The following is an 18,360-nucleotide window of genomic DNA, read 5'->3' on the forward strand; positions in this document are numbered from 1 at the left end:
ACTAAGGGCGGATCTCTCCGCCCCTGTTCTTTTAAAACTCAGGTCTGTTTATTCTGAAATCATCCCTCTGAACGCCTCTGGGATATTTGTATTTTGCCTTGCCGAAAAGCAGCGCATACGGCGCTTCATGGTCAGCAGGAATTCCAAGCACATCCTTTATCTCCGGCATGAATTCAAACATAAACGCCAGAAAGCCCAGCCAGACAGTTCCTACTTTAAGACTGTACGCATAAAGGTCAAAATAACTAAGCGCAATAAAACAGTCCGCTTCCGGAGTTCCCTCGCCTTTTGGCGCAGAGGCAACAATGAGATGCGGCGCACCCCTGAAGATAATATCCCTGCCTGACTTATATCTTCTGAGAAGGGCGGCATAAAACCTGAACCTTTCCGGCAGAGTCCCTTCCTCTATTCTTTTTTCAAGAAGCCCGTAAGCCTTCGCCACAAATTTCTCCATGTCTTCACGGTTATCAATTATGGTAAAAGTCAAAGCACGCATGTTCTCTCCTGTCGGGCAGTTTGCCGTAACACAGAGGAGAGAGCGGATCGTTTCAAACTCCACATCGTTCTTTTTAAAATGCCTTATGGATCTTCTGTTGCGGATAAGCACTTCGACCTGCTTTGCTGTGGGCATATCAGAAGCAGGCATACTTTCGTCAGGGTTTTTACCCAGAATTGAGAGTGCCGCATCAGGACAGATAGCTAAACAATGCTGACATTTAAGACAGAGCTTTTCTTTTTCTTCCGTGATGAAAGGAAAGCCTTCTGAATCTTTTTCTATAATACTAACCGGACAGTCCTCCATGCAGAGTGAACATCGGCGGCATTTTTTACGGTCTATTGAAAATTCAAGCATAAATCACCTCATCGTCATAATATTGGCACGTTTCTTGTTTGTATCTCCATGACGGAGGACAGGATGAAGAAAATATTTCCCCTGCTGATCGCAATCGCTTTATTTACGGGATGCTCATCTAAAGTTGCAAACCCGGGCAAAGTTGCCTCAAGCATTGACGATACACTCACAGAGGTTGTGGAACTCACAGCGCGCCTTAATTCGGGTGTTCTTTTTGTTCTGATCAGCCTTGAAGCAAACTCGAACATCTCTTCCCTCGTGTTCGACAAAACAAAAGAAAAAGTCGTCACATTTTACGCTAAAACGCATGAGACACTCCCGATCGGAAAGACATATTACATTCTCCCCGCAAGAATCACAAGGGAAGGAAAAACATACTACGATGAAGAAACCGGCAGGATGATGCGGAACTATTTTCAGCTCTCAAGGCTGGGTAAGGTAACTGATAAAATTCAGCAGGCTGACTATATAATAGTTTCCCGCATGAAGGAAAGCATAGAAAGAAGCTACGATAGAAACTCAAGCACTGTTGTTTTAAGCATAATGACCAAGAGTGATATACCTGTTTTCTCAAGCGTAATAGCCCTTGAGAGCAAGGCTGACCCTAACTTCTGGTATTATCCCACAAAAAACGCCATCCCCTCCAGCACCCTTTCCATGAAAGCTATGGGGCAGATTTTTGCTGTGGCTCTCCCTAAGGCGTACGGCATACCTGTCACCCGCATGGAAAAATTTGAGAAACGTATGGAAGAACGGGCAAAAGCAAAAAAAGAAGCTAAGGCAACTGATATCGAACAACAGGAAATACGTGAGCTTGAGGAAAAAAGAGACGCCATAAAAAAAGAGGAACAATGGCAGAGGGAATTTGATGAATACCTCAAAAGCCTTGATAATGAAACAACATCCTCAGAGGAGGAATAACATATGCTGAACGGACTTTATGTCGCCACCAGCGGACTGATGATGCAGAACAGGCGGGTGGAGAACATAGCCAACAACTTAGCCAACGTCAACACCACAGGGTTCAAGAAGGATGTACCGGTTTTCACCGAGTATTTCCCCACTGAAAAAGAGTTCCCGCAGAATTTTATCCGCACCACGGATTATAACAAGGCGATGAATTCCACAGTGAAATTATCTGAAGTAAAGACAGATTTTTCCATCGGCTACCTGCATGAAACAGGCAATAAGCTGGACTTTGCCCTCACAGATCCTGATACTTTTTTTGTGGTGGATACCCCTTTCGGTATCCGTTACACCCGTGACGGAAGCTTCACAGTGAACGAAAACAATGAGCTTGTGACCGCAGAGGGTTACCCTGTGCTTTCAAATATTGACGATGACAATCCGCAGCCTATCATCCTCCCTGACAACTACACAGTAACAGAAACCGGTGTGATTCTGGTAGACGGTGAAGCACAGGATCAGCTTGGCATAGCTTACGTTGAAGATACTGATAACCTTCAGAAAGTGGGTCATAATCTTTATGCGGCAGTGGACACAATACCCCAGCAGGCAGAAAACCCCGGTGTTACCGCAGGCTATGTTGAAGGGAGTAACGTAAACTCCGTCCTTGAAATGGTGCGAATGATAGATGCAATGCGCGGATTTGAAACTTATCAGAAAGTAATACAAAGCATAGACTCTATAAACGGAACAGTGATCAACACCGTGGGCAAATCGGTGTAAGGAGCATATAACATGATGCGGACTCTCTGGACAGCCGCCACAGGCATGACGGCGCAGCAGACAAATGTGGATACCATTGCAAACAACCTTTCCAACGTCAACAACGTGGGTTTCAGAAAATCCAGAGTTCTGTTTGACGACCTGATGTATCAGGAGGTCAGACGTGCCGGCGCAATAACTGCCGCAGGGCTGGAACATCCCACTGGTATTGAAATAGGTTTAGGCACAAAAGTCACTGCTATACAAAAAATACACTCCTCGGGCTCATTCCAATACACCGGAAATAATTATGACGTTGCGATAGAAGGCGACGGTTATTTTCAGATTGCCCTTCCCGATGGAAACATAGCATATACCCGTGCGGGAGCCTTTCAGGTTGACGGCAACGGAAACCTCACGACCCCGAACGGATACCTTATTGAACCGGCCATAGTTATTCCGGAAGATGCAACAGAAATCTCCTTCGCAGAAGACGGCACAGTCAGTGTTGTTCTGCCGGGGGATGAAGAACCAACAGAAATAGGCGCCATAGAACTTGCTCGTTTCATCAACCCGTCAGGGCTTCATGCAATGGGCAAAAACCTCTACACAGTAACAGGTGCCAGCGGTGATCCGCAGGTGGGTGTTCCCGGAGAGGAAGGCTTCGGTGTTCTTGCACAGAACATTCTTGAGATGAGCAACGTGAACCTTGTTGAGGAAATGGTTGCGATGATCACAGGGCAAAGAGCATATGAAATCAACTCAAAAGCGGTGCAGACCGGAGATGATATGCTCCAGATAGTAAACAACCTTAAACGCTAATAAACGGAGTATGATATGAAAGCCATGAAAACTGCTCTTTTTTCACTGTTCTTCCTGATAATAACTGCGGCATCTTTTTCCGCTTATGCGGCAAATGTCATTACTATCGAAAATGAATGTGTGACAGTTGAGGATGTCTTCCCCGGAATAGGCATAAAGGATCAGGTTTTCTGCGGGCTTGACTATGGTGAAACAAGAAAGCTCAGTGTACAGCTTGCCACTCATATCATCAATAAATACAACATCAAAGCCGCCCCCGGAGAAGCATACTTCAACCGCAGGGGCAAAAAGATACAGATGAGCGAGATCGAAGCGAAAATATATGACAGACTCTCGCAGATATACCCCAACGCCGAGATTCAGATAGAAAAAATACGTATCCAGAGTGATATCTACACCGATGACAGCGGCAGATTCTCAATCGATATATCAAACCCCAGAATAGGCGGTATGTACGGCAGACTTAACAACGGCTTCAAAGAGGTGGGCTTTACTGTTTATGTGAAAGGGTTTATTGAAGTTTTTGTCACCACAGACAGAATCCGGAAAGGAGACCTGATCGCAAATAATATCAAGGTTGAAAAAGTTGACCTTTCAAGGCTCAGAGGCGAACCCATCACAAATCCTGAAGGGCTCATTGCGGTCAGAGGTCTTGGCGCAGGGGTTCCCCTCACAAGTGAATATGTTTCCGAACAGCCGGATCTTCCCGAAGGAGCAGCAGTAAGGCTTGTGTACAACGGCAGCGGACTGCACCTTGAAGCACGGGGAATACTGCAGGAAAATGCCTTCTCCGGCAGCATAATAAAGGTTAAAAATGCGGACTCCGGCAAAATTGTCACTGCAAAGTATCAGGGTGGCAGAACGGCTGTGGTCAACTTCTGACACGCAGCCGTCTTCTGACAAAGATCCTTCTGCTCATGCGGTTCAGCTAGGAAATATATTCCTCCGTAAGCATATCAATTAAACCAAACATCTGTCAGTAAAGAAAATCACACATTTGGCACGTTTCTTTCTAATACATTATTGAATCCTGATTCGAGGTGTTTCATGAAGAAGTTTGCGAGAAAATTTTTCACGGCAGGAATTGTTTTAACTGCCCTTGTCATATTCAGCGGCTGTGCCAAGCAGTACGACTTTGAACCGGAAGCGTACGCACCAAGCTATAAAGACGATCTGGAACGCTACGGAATGCAGCAAAGGGAAAAAGTACCCACTGCATCTCTCTGGGCAGATTCCGGTGTAAGAGGAACACTGTTTCTGGATTATAAAGCACGCCAGATCGGCGATCTCATTGTTGTCAACATAGTTGAATCATCCTCCGCAAGCAACTCAAACTCCACCCAGACAAGCAAAGCAGGCAGTAACAACTCATCAGTCACAGCAGCTCTGGGTCTTCCGCTCAATTTCGGTATGAACAATTTCCTCGGAACAGGAAATGAATTCAACCCCGCAATCGGAACAACAACATCTGAATCATTTGCAGGCAACGGCAGCAAAAGTAAATCAGACACAGTCAGTGCAACCATCGCCGCAAGAGTTATAGAAGTTCTCCCCAGCGGAAACCTTGTTATCGAAGGCAACCGTGAAATCATAGTGGATCAGGAAAAACAGATAATTAAACTCACCGGAATAATAAGACAGAAAGATATAAGTGCAGAAAACACTGTTCCCTCCACTGCCATAGCAGATGCCAGAATTTCTTACAGCGGCAAGGGAATTCTTTCCGACTCAAATAAAAAAGGCTGGCTGGGCAATGTCCTTAGCTGGGTATGGCCGTTCTAGGAGCTGATATAATGAAAAAAACTGCAGTATTCCTGCTCCTGTTTCTTATAAGCATTCAGGCTTCCGCTAATGTCAAAATACGTGACCTTGTTAATGTTAAAGGAATCAGAGATAACCAGCTTATAGGTTACGGCCTTGTTGTCGGACTCAACGGAACGGGTGACAAAACCGGAACGGAGTTCACCATACAGTCTCTTGTAAACATGCTTGAAAGAATGGGCATCACAGTCAATAAAGACGATGTTAAAGTGAAAAACGTTGCCGCCGTAATGGTTACGGCAAAGCTTCCCGCATTTGCCAAGAACGGCAGTAAAACAGATGTTGTAGTCTCCTCCATCGGCGATGCAAAAAGCCTTGAAGGTGGCACACTGCTTATGACTCCGCTCTCTGCGGCAAACGGGCAGACCTACGCCGTTGCGCAGGGTCCTATTTCTGTCGGCGGAATGAATGTGTCCTCCGGCGGTGCGGGCGCAGTCAAAAACCACCCGACAGTGGGGATGATACCCAACGGCGGGCTTGTTGAGCGAGAAATTGACTTTCAGATGAACACTAACTATTTTGAAATAGCCTTCAACACATACAATATGACAAATGTAGTCAGATCAAAAGACGCCATTAACGCCTATATAGGCTCTGACGTTGCATCCATCACTTCACCCACAAGCATCAAGGTTGATATACCGGATGTTTTCCGCACCAATTTTTATGACTTCATGGATTCAGTTCTGAGTGTACCTGTTGAGCCTGCGGGCAAAGCAAAAGTTGTGGTTGATGAACGCACCGGAACAATTGTGATGGGTGCTGATGTCCGGCTGAGTACCGTGGCTGTATCGCACGGAAACCTTACCATAACCATAAGCAGCACGGTGGATACGGAGCGCAACCTCTTCAACCCCTTTGAGGAAACAAGGACAGAGACAACAAATATTCAGGTTCAGGAAGAACCCAACAAGCTGATGGTTGTGCCCGAAGGCATAAGCATAAGCGACCTTGTAAAGGCCCTGAACTCCATAGGCGTTACCCCCAGAGATCTCATATCTGTTCTTCAGGCAATAAACTCTGCCGGTGCGCTGCACGGCGAACTTGAGGTGATGTAATGTCTGCACCCAGTGTAAGAGAAGCTCAGAGCTTTGACGGCTTCACCACAAAAAATCAGGAAAAAAGACTGAAAGAAGCATGTCAGGACTTTGAAGCGATGTTCTATGACATGATCTACAAATGTATGAGAAAAGCCACAACAGACGGCGGACTGATAAAGAAAAATGCCGGAGAGAAATTCTTCACAGAGATGCTCGATACGGAGATGTCAAAAAAAGCTGCAGCCGAAGCTGAAAACGGCATAGGAGACATGCTTTTTAACCAGATGAAGAAATATCTTCCCGGATCAGATCAGGGAAACAATTACCACGGGGAAAAGAAAACAGATCTCAAAAATCCCTATAACGCAGTAAACACGCTGATCGACAACAAAAAAAGTAATGGCATAAACGTTGCTATTTAATATTTGCGAACGAGAACGCGCGAAAGGCAAGTTTCAGTGGAAACAAAAGGCAAATACTGCTAAAGTTGGGATGTAATCTGCCGATATATAAGTCATCGGAGGAGCATTAAGATGAGGATTGAAGACAAGATCAGCCTTACGCTGAAAAAAACTGAACAGTCAGAACAGGCAAAAGCTAAGAAGAGTGAATCTTCCACAGCGAAAAAGTCTGCAGGAACCGACAGTGTCTCCTTATCCTCCGGTGCTAAAGAAGCGGTTTCCATATCCAAAAAGCTTAAAGCAGCTTCAGACATACGCATTGACCTTGTAAACGAAATCCGCAGCAAAATCGAAAACGGAACCTATGAGGTTTCCGGAAAGCAGGTTGCGGAAAAAGTTGTCAATGCTGCTATAGACGACATTTTCTAAAAAGCCCTTTCACACGCGTCTCGAACCTTCGCATATGGAGGCAAGAGATGGACAGATTCAGAAACCTTCTTGATATAATGAAATCTCAGTGCGAGCTTTACTCTGAGCTTGCGTCCGTTATGGCACTGGAAAAAGAAGCAGTGGCAAGATGGAACGTTGACGATACGCTGGAGCTTACCAAGCGCAAGGATACCCTTGTGTACAAAGAAAAGCTCCTTGAGGAAGCAAGACGCACAATTATCAAAAAAATCAGCATGGATGAAGGCAGAGATGAAATATCTCTGTTAGAAATAATAGACCTCATGGACGAGGATAATCTTAGGCAGGAATTCAATCAGGTCAAAGCAGACCTGAAACTGGTGATGCACAGGCTTAATGACGAGAACCTCGCCCTCAAAATTCTTTACAGAACAAACATAAGCCTCGTAAACGATTTCTTCGACAAACTGGGCATCACAGCCGGCAGCACATACGGAGCGCAGGCAAAGACCAGAGGCGTGAACTCCCTGCTTGACAAAAGAGGATAGGAGGGCGTCATGTCCAATATTTTCGGCATATTCAACAGCGGTATTTCAGGGCTTATGGCATCACAGGCCGGTATTGACGTCACCGGTCACAACATCGCAAATGTCAATACCAACGGCTACTCAAGACAGGTTGTGAGCCTTACGACCCAGACACCTAATATCTCCGGAGCGCAGGTCTACGGACGTGGTGTTCAAGTCACTTCCATCTCAAGGGTCTACGATGAGATATTAGCTGAAAGTATACGCAATAATCAGTCTCAGTTAAGCTACTATTCGTCTGTTCAGACTACTCTCTCAAAAGTAACGGTCTATTTTAACGAGCTTGAAAAGGGTTCCGGTCTGGGCGAATCACTCCGTGACTATTTCGCAGCATGGGAAGACCTTGCCAAAACATCAACAGATCAGGCTGCAGAAGCCATGGCGCACAGAGTCTCTCTGGTGGAAGTGACTAATACTCTGACCCAGAAGATACAGAGCAACTATAATCAGCTTGAAAAATTCAGGGAAGAAGCTGACTACAACCTAGGCACCTATGTAACTGAAATAAACCAGCTCACAGAATCTCTGGCAAAAATTAACGGTGAAATAGCAAAGGTTGAGGCACTCGGCAACACTGCAAACGATTACAGAGACCAGAGAGATCAGATACTATCAAGGCTTTCCGAACTTGCTAATGTGACTGTAAACGAAAAGTCCAACGGTCAGGTAACTGTCTACCTCGGCGGAAGCGCACTTGTAGATGACAAAGTGAATTACAAGCTCTTTGCCGAAAACAGCGAGAATGAAGATGGGTATTATAATATAACATGGGGCACAGCCAACGACACTAAAGGTCAGACCGACCTTACCCAGTACATCACCGGCGGTGCAATGGGAGCGGAACTTGCTGCCAGAGACGAAATACTCACAGGTTATATGTCCCAGCTTGATGAACTCGCCGTCACCCTCATAAACGAGACAAACCGGATACACTCCCTCGGTCAGGGTACAAGCAGGTTTACCCAAATAACATCAAATAACGGAGTGCCGAATACATCTTTTGTGTTCGCTGAGACTGCAGGAGCATTCCCGACTGCTGAAATTACGAAAGGAACACTTAGAGTAACAGTTTATGATTCCGAAGACAATGTCGCCGGAACCTATGACATAGATATTGACCCCAGTAAGGACAACCTTAACAGTATCATACAGAAAATATCCGCCGCTGACGGCGATATGGCAGGCGGCAAGCTTCAGGCAAACGTATCCCTGGACAACACAATAAAGATATCCACAGAAGCCGGCTATACCTTTGCCTTTACGGAAGATACCTCAAACTTCCTCGTTGCCGCCGGGCTTAACTCATTTTTCTCAGGAACCGGAGCAGGCGATATACAGCTTTCAACTCAGATACAGGAAAACAACCTTTATATTGCAACAGGCAAAAGCGATGCTGACGGTGACAACACCGTGGCAAGAGACATAGCAGGTTTGAAATATGAAAAAGTTTTTGAGAATCAAGGCATAACCATAGACGGCTTTTACAGCTATTTCGTAACAGGCATAGCTGCCGAAAAGCAGCAGGTGGATACATTTGTAACCACGGTAAAATATTCCTTAAGCGAACTTGAACTGAAAATGGAAGAAATACAGGGTGTTTCAATGGATGAGGAACTCACCAACCTCATGAGATTTCAACGTTCATACGAAGCCAGCGCAAGATTCATAACCACTGTTGACAGCATGATCGATAAGCTGATTAACGGTACAGGGCTTGTGGGCAGATAAGGTGAAGATATGAGAGTTACACAAAATTATATGACAATGAGATATCTTACGGGTATCCAGAACAACCTTAACTCGGTATCAAACAGCCTCTCCGCAGTGACAAAAGGACGTAACCTTCTCACTCCGGAGCAGGACCCGGTGAGCTATATCTCCGCTCTCACCATTCAGACTATGCTTGACGAATCAGCGCAGTTCAAAAGAAATGCGGAAAGTGCGCAAACATGGCTTAAAAATGCGGATAACGAGCTTCAGTCCGCTTCAGATCTTATAAGCAAGGCGCTGAATGAATACGCCATATACGGCATGAACGACAGCCAGAGTGCTGAAAGCCGTAAGGCTCTCGCCGGAGATGTTAAAGGAATTATCGAAGGTCTTCTTAACTCCGGCAACGCATACTACAACGGACGTTACCTTTTCGCCGGTTTTGAAACACAGACAAAGCCATTTCAGACTCAGGAAAGGCAGGTCAGCTCTGTAACATCCAGCATATCTGGCGCTGATGCCATGGTTCAGAAACAGTATAACGACATGCCTGAACTCACCGAAGGCTCTTACACTGCGAAAGTTACTGTAACCAATGGAATAGCAACAGTTCAGCTTTTTGACAAAAACAACAACAAAATCCTCATAGACACCAACGGTACTGATGAAACAGCGGCAAAAGGCAACAATACTTCATATACCCTTACAACTGCCTACACCAAGGGTATGGTAATTAATACAGGTACAGGAGCAGGGATCAAGCTTCCCGATACAGACATGGAAGGGCGAAGCCTCACCACCAGTTTCTACTACAAACCCGGAGATAACGTAAGTTACTACGGAGATGACGGTATAATCACAACAAAAATAGGCTACAGTCAGGATGTGGATATAAACCTTTCGGGGCAGGAAATATTCATGGCTACCTATAAAACACTCCGTGGAACTGTAACCAATAAGACAAACGGTCTCTACGCAACATCCACCACTTATTTTTCCGCCCTTGACGCAGCCAACGCCGCTCTGGCTGACGGTATAACCGTAAACGGTACAGACCACAACGGCTACAAAATAGGTATAGCTAAACTTACGGCACCTTCAGCAGTCACCCTTGACATGTCAACGGCTACCGAATCGGAAAGAACAGTAACCCTGAAATACGCCGACGAAGAATTTAAAATCACTCTGGATCAGAAAGGATACAGCGATATAGACGATGTGATCTTTGAGCTTAACAGAAAGCTTGAAAATGAAGGTCTTGCTGATGAAATTCAGGCTGTAAACGACGGCGACAGAGTTATGTTCATCACCAACAGAAGCGGAGATCATGTTCAGCTTGACCTCAAAGGGACAGTGAACAATAAGCTTGGTTTCCCTGATCCCACTCCTTCGTCAACAACAGACTTTACATATTCAGCAACAGGTAAGGATACTGTATTTGAGATAGGCTACAGCGGCTTTGACCAGCCGGTTGTAATAGAATATAAAAATGAAAGCCTTTCAGGCGGAAACGACAACAGAGCAAATTTCCCTGTGGGCACAAATACATTTTATGTAAACGGCACAGCCATGAGTTTTACGGTTAACGCCGGAGACACAGCGGAAGACATACAGAACACAATAAACCAAACCCTCAAGGACAGCGGCTTTGCCTTTACCGTAACAGCAGAGGTGGAATCAACTCCCACTGCGGACATGTATGATCTCACTCTCAAACTGCATAATGTAAATTACGGCGATGACACTTTCCTTTCATCCAAAGTTACAACGGCAGACGGAGTGAACAACTACCTGACATCTACACCCAGAAACTCCGACTACCCCACCGCAACAGAAAAAAGACTCGGTGATTTCCTTACATTTGTTGAAGACCTTTATGATAACGCAGTTGACGCTTCACTGGTTGACGGCAAACTGGTTGTTCAGGATATCAGAAGCGGAAACAGCAAACTTACTTTCAATATAAATGAAGAGAATACAGGCATAGGCTACTCCATGATTGAGCAGTCAGTTAAAGTCAGCGGCAAATACACAGGAACAAAGGACGATAAATGGTCATTCAATGTGGTAATGCAGGCAGCAGACCCCAGCGATCCGTCAGATTATGACAAAATTGTAGTCAGCGTCCGTGACTCCGCAGGGAACAGAATATCCACGCAGACTTTAAGGCAGGACGCCTACTACGGACAGGAGATTGAGATAACCAAAGGGGTAAAAATTTCCCTCGGTCAGGTTACAAACTCCACCAGCTTCACTCTTGATCTTAACGCCTCTTCAAATGTCAGTTTCGGCGACATTAACGTAATAGAGGAAGGCAAGAATGTGGATACTTTCCGCTCTCTTACCAACCTTTACAACGCCCTCAATCTCAATATACCCGAACAGGGCATAGGAGCGCCCAGCGCATGGAGCGACACGTCTCTGAACTCAACCGCCACGCCTTATTTTGACGGTACATTCAGAGGTAATTACAACGATCTCTTCAATTTTGAAATACTTACCACCAATAACTTAAGTGAAATGTACATTCAGTCTGAGCTTAAGAGTGTCACCTCTGAGGTAAAATACACCGCAAACAGCGATATCGACTTCGATATAGTTGTCAGAGACGGCAATAACATTTTCACCAGAAACTTTTTTATAGATCGTGACAATATCTTTTCTTCCGTAGAGAACCCCACTACAGGAGCAGAACCTGCAAGGTTAAACTTTACCGAAGGTTCAAACCTCACATTCTATTATCAGGACGGCGGAGTATGGACTGAAAGCTCCATAAGTGTTCCTGCGGGAACTTACGCCAGTGTGGGGGATATTGTCACTGCAATCAACTCTGATCCCACACTCCCTGCCGGTATCACAGCAAACGCCAATCCTGACGGAACAATAGGATTCAGCGCAGGCGGTACTGTGAGCAGCCTTTATGTCTCAGGGGATAAGAACGGAGCTTTAGGGTTTGAATCTTTCGATCCAGATAGCCTTATAATTGACTCAATCAATGATATGATCTCCACCGACCCTGAACTTGCAGGACTTGGGGTTCGTGCGTACAACAATAATGGAAAGCTTGAAATATTCTCCGGTTCCGGAACTCAGGAAATAAGCATGAATGCTAACAATGAAGGTACAAGAATGACCTTCTTTCAGGCAAACAGCCCCACAAAAGGTCAGAGTGCTGCTCCGCTTTCCTTCTCCTCAAACAAGGTGCTTGATCTCACATACTATGACACCGCAACAGATACATGGACCACAACACAGGTTACCTTCCCTCCGGATCCCACAGGCACATATGCTGATCCCGCTGCCCTTACGGCAGCAGCAGTCGGTTTGCCGGCAGGCGTAACAGTCACGGCTGACAGCAGCGGAAGCCTTGTATTTAACGCATCAGGTACACTCACACATCTCTCAGTTTCAGGTAATACGGCTCTCAGTGCAGATCCGAATGAGACAACTTCCGTGCTTGGCTTTTATCAGACTGCTTCCGAGAACAGTGTAACTGCGGCCAATCAGCCTGCACTCCTTCTCAAGGATAAATCCACCGGAGAAAGAACAATAAGCTTCATGTACAATGACGGAACAGCCAAAAGAGCCTCAATAACAATTGAAGCTAAAGATTATGAATCCGTGGACGAATTAATGAATGAGGTAAACTCTAAACTCACGGATGCCGGGCTGGGAGGAATAATAAATGCGGAAATAGTTGACGGAGGAAATCTTTCTTTCGTTTATGATGACACCGCATTAAGCAGTTTCCATGTTTCCGGCGATTACACAGGCACACTCGGTTTCCAGAAAGCAGGTACCGAGGCTCAGATAAAAGTTACAGGAACTGACGGAGAACTGATAGCCATGTACACCGTAGACACCGCCAATGAAACATACCATGTGGCTGACGGCGTTTACGGAGGTTTTGATGCAGGCTACCTTTACTCCACAGATTCATTCACCACTGCCGTTGGTTCAGGTATAGAGTACGAGCTGCCCGTTCTCGAACAGGCTGAAACACAGATAGTCAACTCTCTTACAACCGTAGGCACCAGAGAGAACAGAGTGGAAACCTCCATCAACTATTACACAGTGATGAGTACCACTAATGAAAGTATCAAGGCGGAATACCTTGGGGCATCTGCAACAGATCAGAGTGCGGCTATCACTTCGTACCAGCTTGCTTTGCAGGCTTACCAGAGTGCGCTTCAGGCGACAGCGAAGATTATGAATCTCTCGCTTCTTAACTTTCTTTCGTAGGTAAGGAGTAAAAAGCAATGAAATCAAACCTTGCAGAAAACACAGAGGTTTCAATGGAAAAAATAAAAATGTCCTCAACCAAACTGGGTCCGATTGAATATACGGAGAATGATATAATCACTCTGTCTGCTCCGCTGCTCGGGTTTCCCGAACTCAGCGACTTTCTCCTGATCTCAGGTGATAAATCATTCCCGTTTATTTGGTTTCAGGCAACACAAGACCCTGATGTATGCTTCATACTCATTGAGCCGAAGATCTTTCATCCGAATTATGACCCGAAAATCAATAAACGTGAGCTTAAGATTCTTGGCATAGAAAAAGAAGAGGATCTTAAGCTTGCCGCAATTGTGGTTGTTCCCGAAGATCCGAAAAATGCGACAGTAAATCTGCGTGCGCCTATTCTTTTAAATCCGGAGAAAAAACTGGCGAAACAGGTTATACTTGAAGATGACAGGTGGATGATAAAAGCTCCGCTTTTTGCCGCCAAGGATAAGTGATGCTTGTACTCTCCAGAAAGACAAATGAAAGTATAATTATTGGTGAGAATATCGAGATCCGCATAGTGGAGGTGGCGGGCAAGAGCGTTAAGCTCGGAATTGATGCCCCCAGAGATGTAAGTGTCCACCGCAAGGAGATTTTTGAGGCTATAAAGGATGAAAATATTCAGGCAGCCACAAAGGAAAACCTTGTATCTCTTGTGGATTTCTTTAAGAACCAGGGAACCTGATTTATATTGTAAAAAGCTGCATAACGCAGTTTTTTACATGTGTTCCCGCACCAGACGCAACCCCATATGCGGGGTTGCTGCACGCAGGGTGCCTTTTCTATCTTTCCTTATCAGCCTCTACAGCGTCAATTCTTCTGTTAAGCTCGGAAATTTTTGAACCAAGCCCCAGCATGTATCCGCCGAGAAGTAACCATATGATAGAGTATGCTCCAACTATATACCAGAAATCCTGCATATTAATCTCCTTTTAAATCTTTGTCTGTCAGCCTCTTCCGGCGATGTAATCGCCTATGCTGATCCGTTTGCGTATGCGTTTTTTAACAGTCTCTCTCTTGCTCATGGAAAGTCTGTCTATGAAAAGAACTCCGTTAAGGTGGTCTATCTCGTGCTGAAGAGCCCTTGCGAGAAATCCTTCAGCCTGAATTATTTCCTCACTTCCGTCCTCTTTCAGATACTTTATCACAGCCTTTGAGGGTCTTGCCACCACTTCATATTCGCCGGGAACACTTAAGCATCCTTCTTCATTGACGTCCGGCTCGCCGGAAAGTTCCAGAATTTCCGGATTGATTATCCTAAGCAGAGAATCAGGATTTTCACCCGCACTTATATCAACAATTATAACCCGTTTGTTAACGCCCACCTGAGGTGCGGCAAGACCGACCCCCTTGGCACTGCGCATGGTGTCAACCATATCGTCAAGAAGCTTTCTCACCGAATCGTCAACCACCTTTACAGGCTCGTTTTTCTTTCTCAACACTTCATCGGGAAAGGTTTTTATATCAAGAATCACTGTTTTCGTCTCCTATGTAAAGGATAAAATAATAGATTTACTCCGAATTTTCAACGCCCTATGAAATCATCATATGAATATTTTCCGAAATAAGCACGCATAGCCTTCTCAGCACTGCTTCTGAGGGTCTCGTCCTTGATCACGCGGCACATGTTTCTCACTGTGCGCTCTTCTTTTTCTGTGATTGTTCTGGGCTGGAAGGGCGGTCTGATTTTCTTTTTTGCCGCCTGCCTGTAAACAAAGCGGACATCATCTACCTTAAGCCCTTTATCAGCAAGGTTTTCCATTATCTCATCCTTCATATGGACAAGTTCACTCAGCCACATGTTATCGCCCACACCGACAATAAGACATGTGCCGTCAATCTTTATCGGCATAGCAACACCCGCCACAGTGTCACCCACTGCGTGATGCCACGTACGGGCAAGGGAAGAAAACTCTCTCGCCTCGCCTGTGATTTTACTGTTCAGAATCTCCGAGATCTTCTTCATTCGCTTTTTCCGTTTCGGCGAGAACTTTCTCCGCTGCGTTCAGGAGGTCTTTTACGCCGTCCTTGGTGAGTGAGCATATCTTAAAAAAAGGTTTCCCTTCTTTCTGTATAAATTCCTCAAACTCTGCAAGATTTTCAGGCACAGCCGCATCGGTTTTTGTTGCGGCAACAAGCTCAGCCTTTTCCGAAACGTCTGTTCCGTATTTCTCAAGCTCGTTTCTGATCATTTTATAGCGTTCTATCATGCTGCTGTCGTAATCCGAAGAGTCCACAAAGTGAACCAGAACCCTTGTTCTTTCTATATGGCGGAGAAAGCGTGTTCCAAGTCCTATCCCTTCGTGAGCCCCTTCCACAAGCCCCGGCATATCAGCCAGAACAAAAGCATCCCCAAGCTCGCCCCTGACAACCCCAAGGTGAGGGACAAGGGTGGTAAACGGATAATCCGCAACCTTTGGTTTTGCAGCAGAAACTGCGGATATAAATGTAGATTTGCCGGCGTTGGGCATACCTATAATGCCCACATCTGCTATGAGCTTAAGCTCAAGGCGAAGACGCTTTTTCTCTCCGGGAACTCCGTTTGTAAACTCTCTGGGCGCACGGTGAGTGGAGGAAACAAATGAGGCATTGCCCCTTCCGCCCCTGCCGCCGGCCGCAACCACAACCTGCTCGCCATTTTTTGTAATATCTGCAACAAGCTCTTCGGTTTCTACATCATAGACCATTGTCCCCACAGGAACTTTAAGAAGGATATCTTCCCCCCGTCTTCCCTGAAGGTCGCTTCCTTTGCCGTGAATACCACGCTTGCCTTTATAAATCGCATTGTAGGTGAGATCCAGCAGAGTCGTCTTGGAGTCATCCCCTTCAAGGATAACACTCCCGCCGTTTCCGCCGTTTCCGCCGTTGGGACCGCCTCTGGGCACATATGCCTCACGGCGGAAGCTGCAGCATCCGTTGCCGCCCGTTCCGCCTTCAACATCTATAATAAGTGAATCGACAAATTTCATTTAAAATACCACATCCATGTCTTTATCAGCGACCAGTTCAAAGGTCACTTCATACTTTACCGTTCCGCCTGCGGCGATTTCGGTTATTATTTCAAGCTTTCCGTCCTTTGAGGGGGAAAGTTTCTTTCCGTTCACTGCCGCATTTTCTATGCTTATTCTGTCATCCGCAGCCACGGGCACACGGTCGGTTATGCTGAGTTTTTTTGAAACTCCGGAAAGGTTTGACACCTCAATGGTGTAACCTCTTTTCATTCTCTTCTTGGTGCCGAAAAAGCCGTCTGACTCCCTTGTGAGGGGCAGATCACTTCTTTTAACAGATATATCCTTGTCTGTACCTGCTGCAAGGCGTATTTTGCCGTTTTCAACAGTTGAGTAAACATTGTCAAAGTTTTCCCTGTCTTTGATTACACGCCATTTATTGCCGTAAACCTCAGACTTGGGGGTAAAAACTGTCTCCCTGTAAACAACCGGACTTCTGAAAGGGTACACGGCAAGCCTGCTTTCAGTATCCACATCTGCGGAGTCAAGGACAAATCGTGTCTCCTGCCCGCTTGAGGCGAGCTTGAAGTTTGTTACCCTGAACTGCGAAGGCGCTTCTCTCGTAACTTCCGAAGCGTCAAAATCCGCAGCCTCGGTCATGAGCGGAGCGGCGTTGGTCTTCATAGTTCTGGAAAGAACTACAGGCTCAAACGGACGAACATACCATGAATCAAACTGTGGAATATTTATCGGTGCATTCAGATATGACGGCAGAAGATAGGCGTTTGACGCATCAATATCCACCCCGCTTCTGTTCACAGCCTTCAGTACCAGTTCGGTTTTAGCTGAATTGCCGTTAATGCGAAGAACATTTTCATAGTCTGCGGTTATTTTATCAAGCACCAGCCTTAAGTCAGCGCAGGATGAATCCGCACGCACTGCATATCTTCCGTCAGTTCCTTTCGCAAAGAGAGCCTTGAGAATCTCAATACCTTCATTTGCTTTTTTCATATCGGCTTCGGCTTTGGAAATCTCTTCAAAAAGTCCTGTTACATATTTGCGGATCTTGCCGTCAGCAAGCTTATCGTAAGAAACCTCACCCAGACTGCCGAGCATGAACTCAGCAACCTGCTTTCTCTTTTCGGCCGATTCGTAAGCTGATTCGTTCTTTGTGATCTCACCATCTATTGCGCCCAGCCACGTTCCCTTAACGGGTGCATTTGAGGGAGCGGTCAGTATCTCACTTTCGCCGCAGTAAGCCTTCAACGTTTCGGAATAACCAAGTACGCCGCCAGTGCTGCCAGTGCGGTATTCTGCTTTATCTCTATAAAGATAAAAATCCGATGCGAATGCTCCGGCACACATCAGGAAAACAAGAGTTGCTATTACAGGTTTCATATCAGCTTTCTCCTTAGAACGTATTATACAAATACTAATATTGCTGACAGAGTTTCTCAAGGAAAGTGCAAAACAAAAAAGCCCGCAGCGCATTATGTGCGGCGGGCTTTTGCGAAATTAGCCTGATTTTTTTTTAAAGCTTTGTGTTAAGCAGAAGCTTCAGCGGCGACTACGGACACATGTTTGCCCATGCTGCCTCTGTCTTTAAATTCAACATATCCGTCAACAAGAGCGAAAAGAGTGTAGTCTCTGCCCATGCCCATGTTAGTGCCGGGTTTGAACTGAGTGCCTCTCTGACGAACGATGATGCTTCCTGCGGTCACGAACTGACCAGCGTATCTTTTAACACCGAGACGCTTACTGTTACTGTCTCTGCCGTTACGGGTAGAACCGCCTGCCTTTTTATGAGCCATTATGCGC

The 18,360-nt window shown here is 45.8% G+C and carries 20 protein-coding genes; 13 read left to right on the plus strand and 7 right to left on the minus strand.

The window, feature by feature from the left end; genetic code table 11:
* Positions 1 to 31: 31 nt before the first annotated feature.
* A complete protein-coding gene (locus ACYRYY_RS07310) occupies positions 32 to 853 on the minus strand; it encodes a nitroreductase family protein (RefSeq protein ID WP_460214952.1) in 822 nt (273 codons plus the stop codon).
* Between the two features lie 63 nt (positions 854 to 916).
* Here ACYRYY_RS07310 and ACYRYY_RS07315 point away from each other — a divergent pair, with 63 nt between their 5' ends.
* From ACYRYY_RS07315 to csrA, 13 genes are all read left to right on the plus strand, one after another.
* Positions 917 to 1,774 carry a putative periplasmic lipoprotein gene (locus ACYRYY_RS07315; protein ID WP_460214953.1) on the plus strand — a complete coding sequence of 286 codons (858 nt, stop codon included), beginning with the start codon at positions 917 to 919 and terminating at the stop codon, positions 1,772 to 1,774.
* 3 nt (positions 1,775 to 1,777) lie between these two features.
* Complete coding sequence (gene flgF, locus ACYRYY_RS07320; RefSeq protein ID WP_460214954.1) at positions 1,778 to 2,542, plus strand: flagellar basal-body rod protein FlgF; 765 nt, start codon at positions 1,778 to 1,780, stop codon at positions 2,540 to 2,542.
* Positions 2,543 to 2,554: 12 nt separating this feature from the next.
* Positions 2,555 to 3,343, plus strand: a complete 789-nt coding sequence (gene flgG / locus ACYRYY_RS07325; protein ID WP_460214955.1) for a flagellar basal-body rod protein FlgG — start codon at positions 2,555 to 2,557, stop codon at positions 3,341 to 3,343.
* A 15-nt stretch (positions 3,344 to 3,358) separates the two neighbouring features.
* The gene (gene flgA / locus ACYRYY_RS07330) at positions 3,359 to 4,225 is read left to right on the plus strand and encodes a flagellar basal body P-ring formation chaperone FlgA (RefSeq protein ID WP_460214956.1); all 867 of its coding nucleotides are present in this window, start codon (positions 3,359 to 3,361) and stop codon (positions 4,223 to 4,225) included.
* Positions 4,226 to 4,390: 165 nt separating this feature from the next.
* A complete protein-coding gene (locus tag ACYRYY_RS07335) occupies positions 4,391 to 5,125 on the plus strand; it encodes a flagellar basal body L-ring protein FlgH (RefSeq protein ID WP_460214957.1) in 735 nt (244 codons plus the stop codon).
* A gap of 11 nt (positions 5,126 to 5,136) precedes the next feature.
* A complete protein-coding gene (locus ACYRYY_RS07340) occupies positions 5,137 to 6,222 on the plus strand; it encodes a flagellar basal body P-ring protein FlgI (RefSeq protein WP_460214958.1) in 1,086 nt (361 codons plus the stop codon).
* Positions 6,222 to 6,626 (plus strand): rod-binding protein, encoded by a 405-nt coding sequence (locus ACYRYY_RS07345; RefSeq protein ID WP_460214959.1) that lies wholly within the window; start codon positions 6,222 to 6,224, stop codon positions 6,624 to 6,626. The genes ACYRYY_RS07340 and ACYRYY_RS07345 overlap by 1 nt, the downstream gene beginning before the upstream one ends.
* 111 nt (positions 6,627 to 6,737) lie before the next feature.
* A complete protein-coding gene (flgM, locus tag ACYRYY_RS07350) occupies positions 6,738 to 7,034 on the plus strand; it encodes a flagellar biosynthesis anti-sigma factor FlgM (RefSeq protein WP_460214960.1) in 297 nt (98 codons plus the stop codon).
* A 47-nt stretch (positions 7,035 to 7,081) separates the two neighbouring features.
* Positions 7,082 to 7,561, plus strand: coding sequence for a flagella synthesis protein FlgN (locus ACYRYY_RS07355; RefSeq protein WP_460214961.1), 480 nt, complete (start codon positions 7,082 to 7,084; stop codon positions 7,559 to 7,561).
* 9 nt (positions 7,562 to 7,570) lie between these two features.
* Positions 7,571 to 9,328, plus strand: a complete 1,758-nt coding sequence (gene flgK, locus ACYRYY_RS07360) for a flagellar hook-associated protein FlgK (RefSeq protein ID WP_460214962.1) — start codon at positions 7,571 to 7,573, stop codon at positions 9,326 to 9,328.
* 9 nt (positions 9,329 to 9,337) lie between these two features.
* The gene (locus tag ACYRYY_RS07365) at positions 9,338 to 13,552 is read left to right on the plus strand and encodes a flagellin (RefSeq protein ID WP_460214963.1); all 4,215 of its coding nucleotides are present in this window, start codon (positions 9,338 to 9,340) and stop codon (positions 13,550 to 13,552) included.
* A 17-nt stretch (positions 13,553 to 13,569) separates the two neighbouring features.
* A complete protein-coding gene (gene fliW / locus ACYRYY_RS07370; protein ID WP_460214964.1) occupies positions 13,570 to 14,049 on the plus strand; it encodes a flagellar assembly protein FliW in 480 nt (159 codons plus the stop codon).
* Positions 14,049 to 14,279 (plus strand): carbon storage regulator CsrA, encoded by a 231-nt coding sequence (csrA, locus tag ACYRYY_RS07375; RefSeq protein WP_460214965.1) that lies wholly within the window; start codon positions 14,049 to 14,051, stop codon positions 14,277 to 14,279. Before fliW ends, csrA begins: the two co-directional genes overlap by 1 nt.
* A gap of 97 nt (positions 14,280 to 14,376) precedes the next feature.
* Here csrA and ACYRYY_RS07380 read toward each other — a convergent pair whose 3' ends face one another.
* The 6 genes from ACYRYY_RS07380 to rpmA form a co-directional block, all read right to left on the minus strand.
* Entirely contained in the window at positions 14,377 to 14,514 is a 138-nt protein-coding gene (locus tag ACYRYY_RS07380) for a CcmD family protein (RefSeq protein ID WP_460214966.1), read from the minus strand.
* Between the two features lie 27 nt (positions 14,515 to 14,541).
* On the minus strand, positions 14,542 to 15,069 hold the full coding sequence (def, locus tag ACYRYY_RS07385) for a peptide deformylase (RefSeq protein WP_460214967.1): 528 nt from the start codon (positions 15,067 to 15,069) through the stop codon (positions 14,542 to 14,544).
* A 50-nt stretch (positions 15,070 to 15,119) separates the two neighbouring features.
* Entirely contained in the window at positions 15,120 to 15,560 is a 441-nt protein-coding gene (locus tag ACYRYY_RS07390; RefSeq protein ID WP_460214968.1) for a DciA family protein, read from the minus strand.
* Positions 15,529 to 16,563 (minus strand): GTPase ObgE, encoded by a 1,035-nt coding sequence (obgE, locus tag ACYRYY_RS07395; protein WP_460214969.1) that lies wholly within the window; start codon positions 16,561 to 16,563, stop codon positions 15,529 to 15,531. The genes ACYRYY_RS07390 and obgE overlap by 32 nt, the downstream gene beginning before the upstream one ends.
* Complete coding sequence (locus ACYRYY_RS07400; protein WP_460214970.1) at positions 16,564 to 17,940, minus strand: DUF4139 domain-containing protein; 1,377 nt, start codon at positions 17,938 to 17,940, stop codon at positions 16,564 to 16,566. It lies immediately after the preceding gene.
* 146 nt (positions 17,941 to 18,086) lie between these two features.
* Positions 18,087 to 18,353, minus strand: coding sequence for a 50S ribosomal protein L27 (gene rpmA, locus ACYRYY_RS07405; RefSeq protein ID WP_460214971.1), 267 nt, complete (start codon positions 18,351 to 18,353; stop codon positions 18,087 to 18,089).
* Positions 18,354 to 18,360 lie beyond the last annotated feature (7 nt).

The organism is Geovibrio sp. ADMFC3 (genome assembly GCF_054687035.1).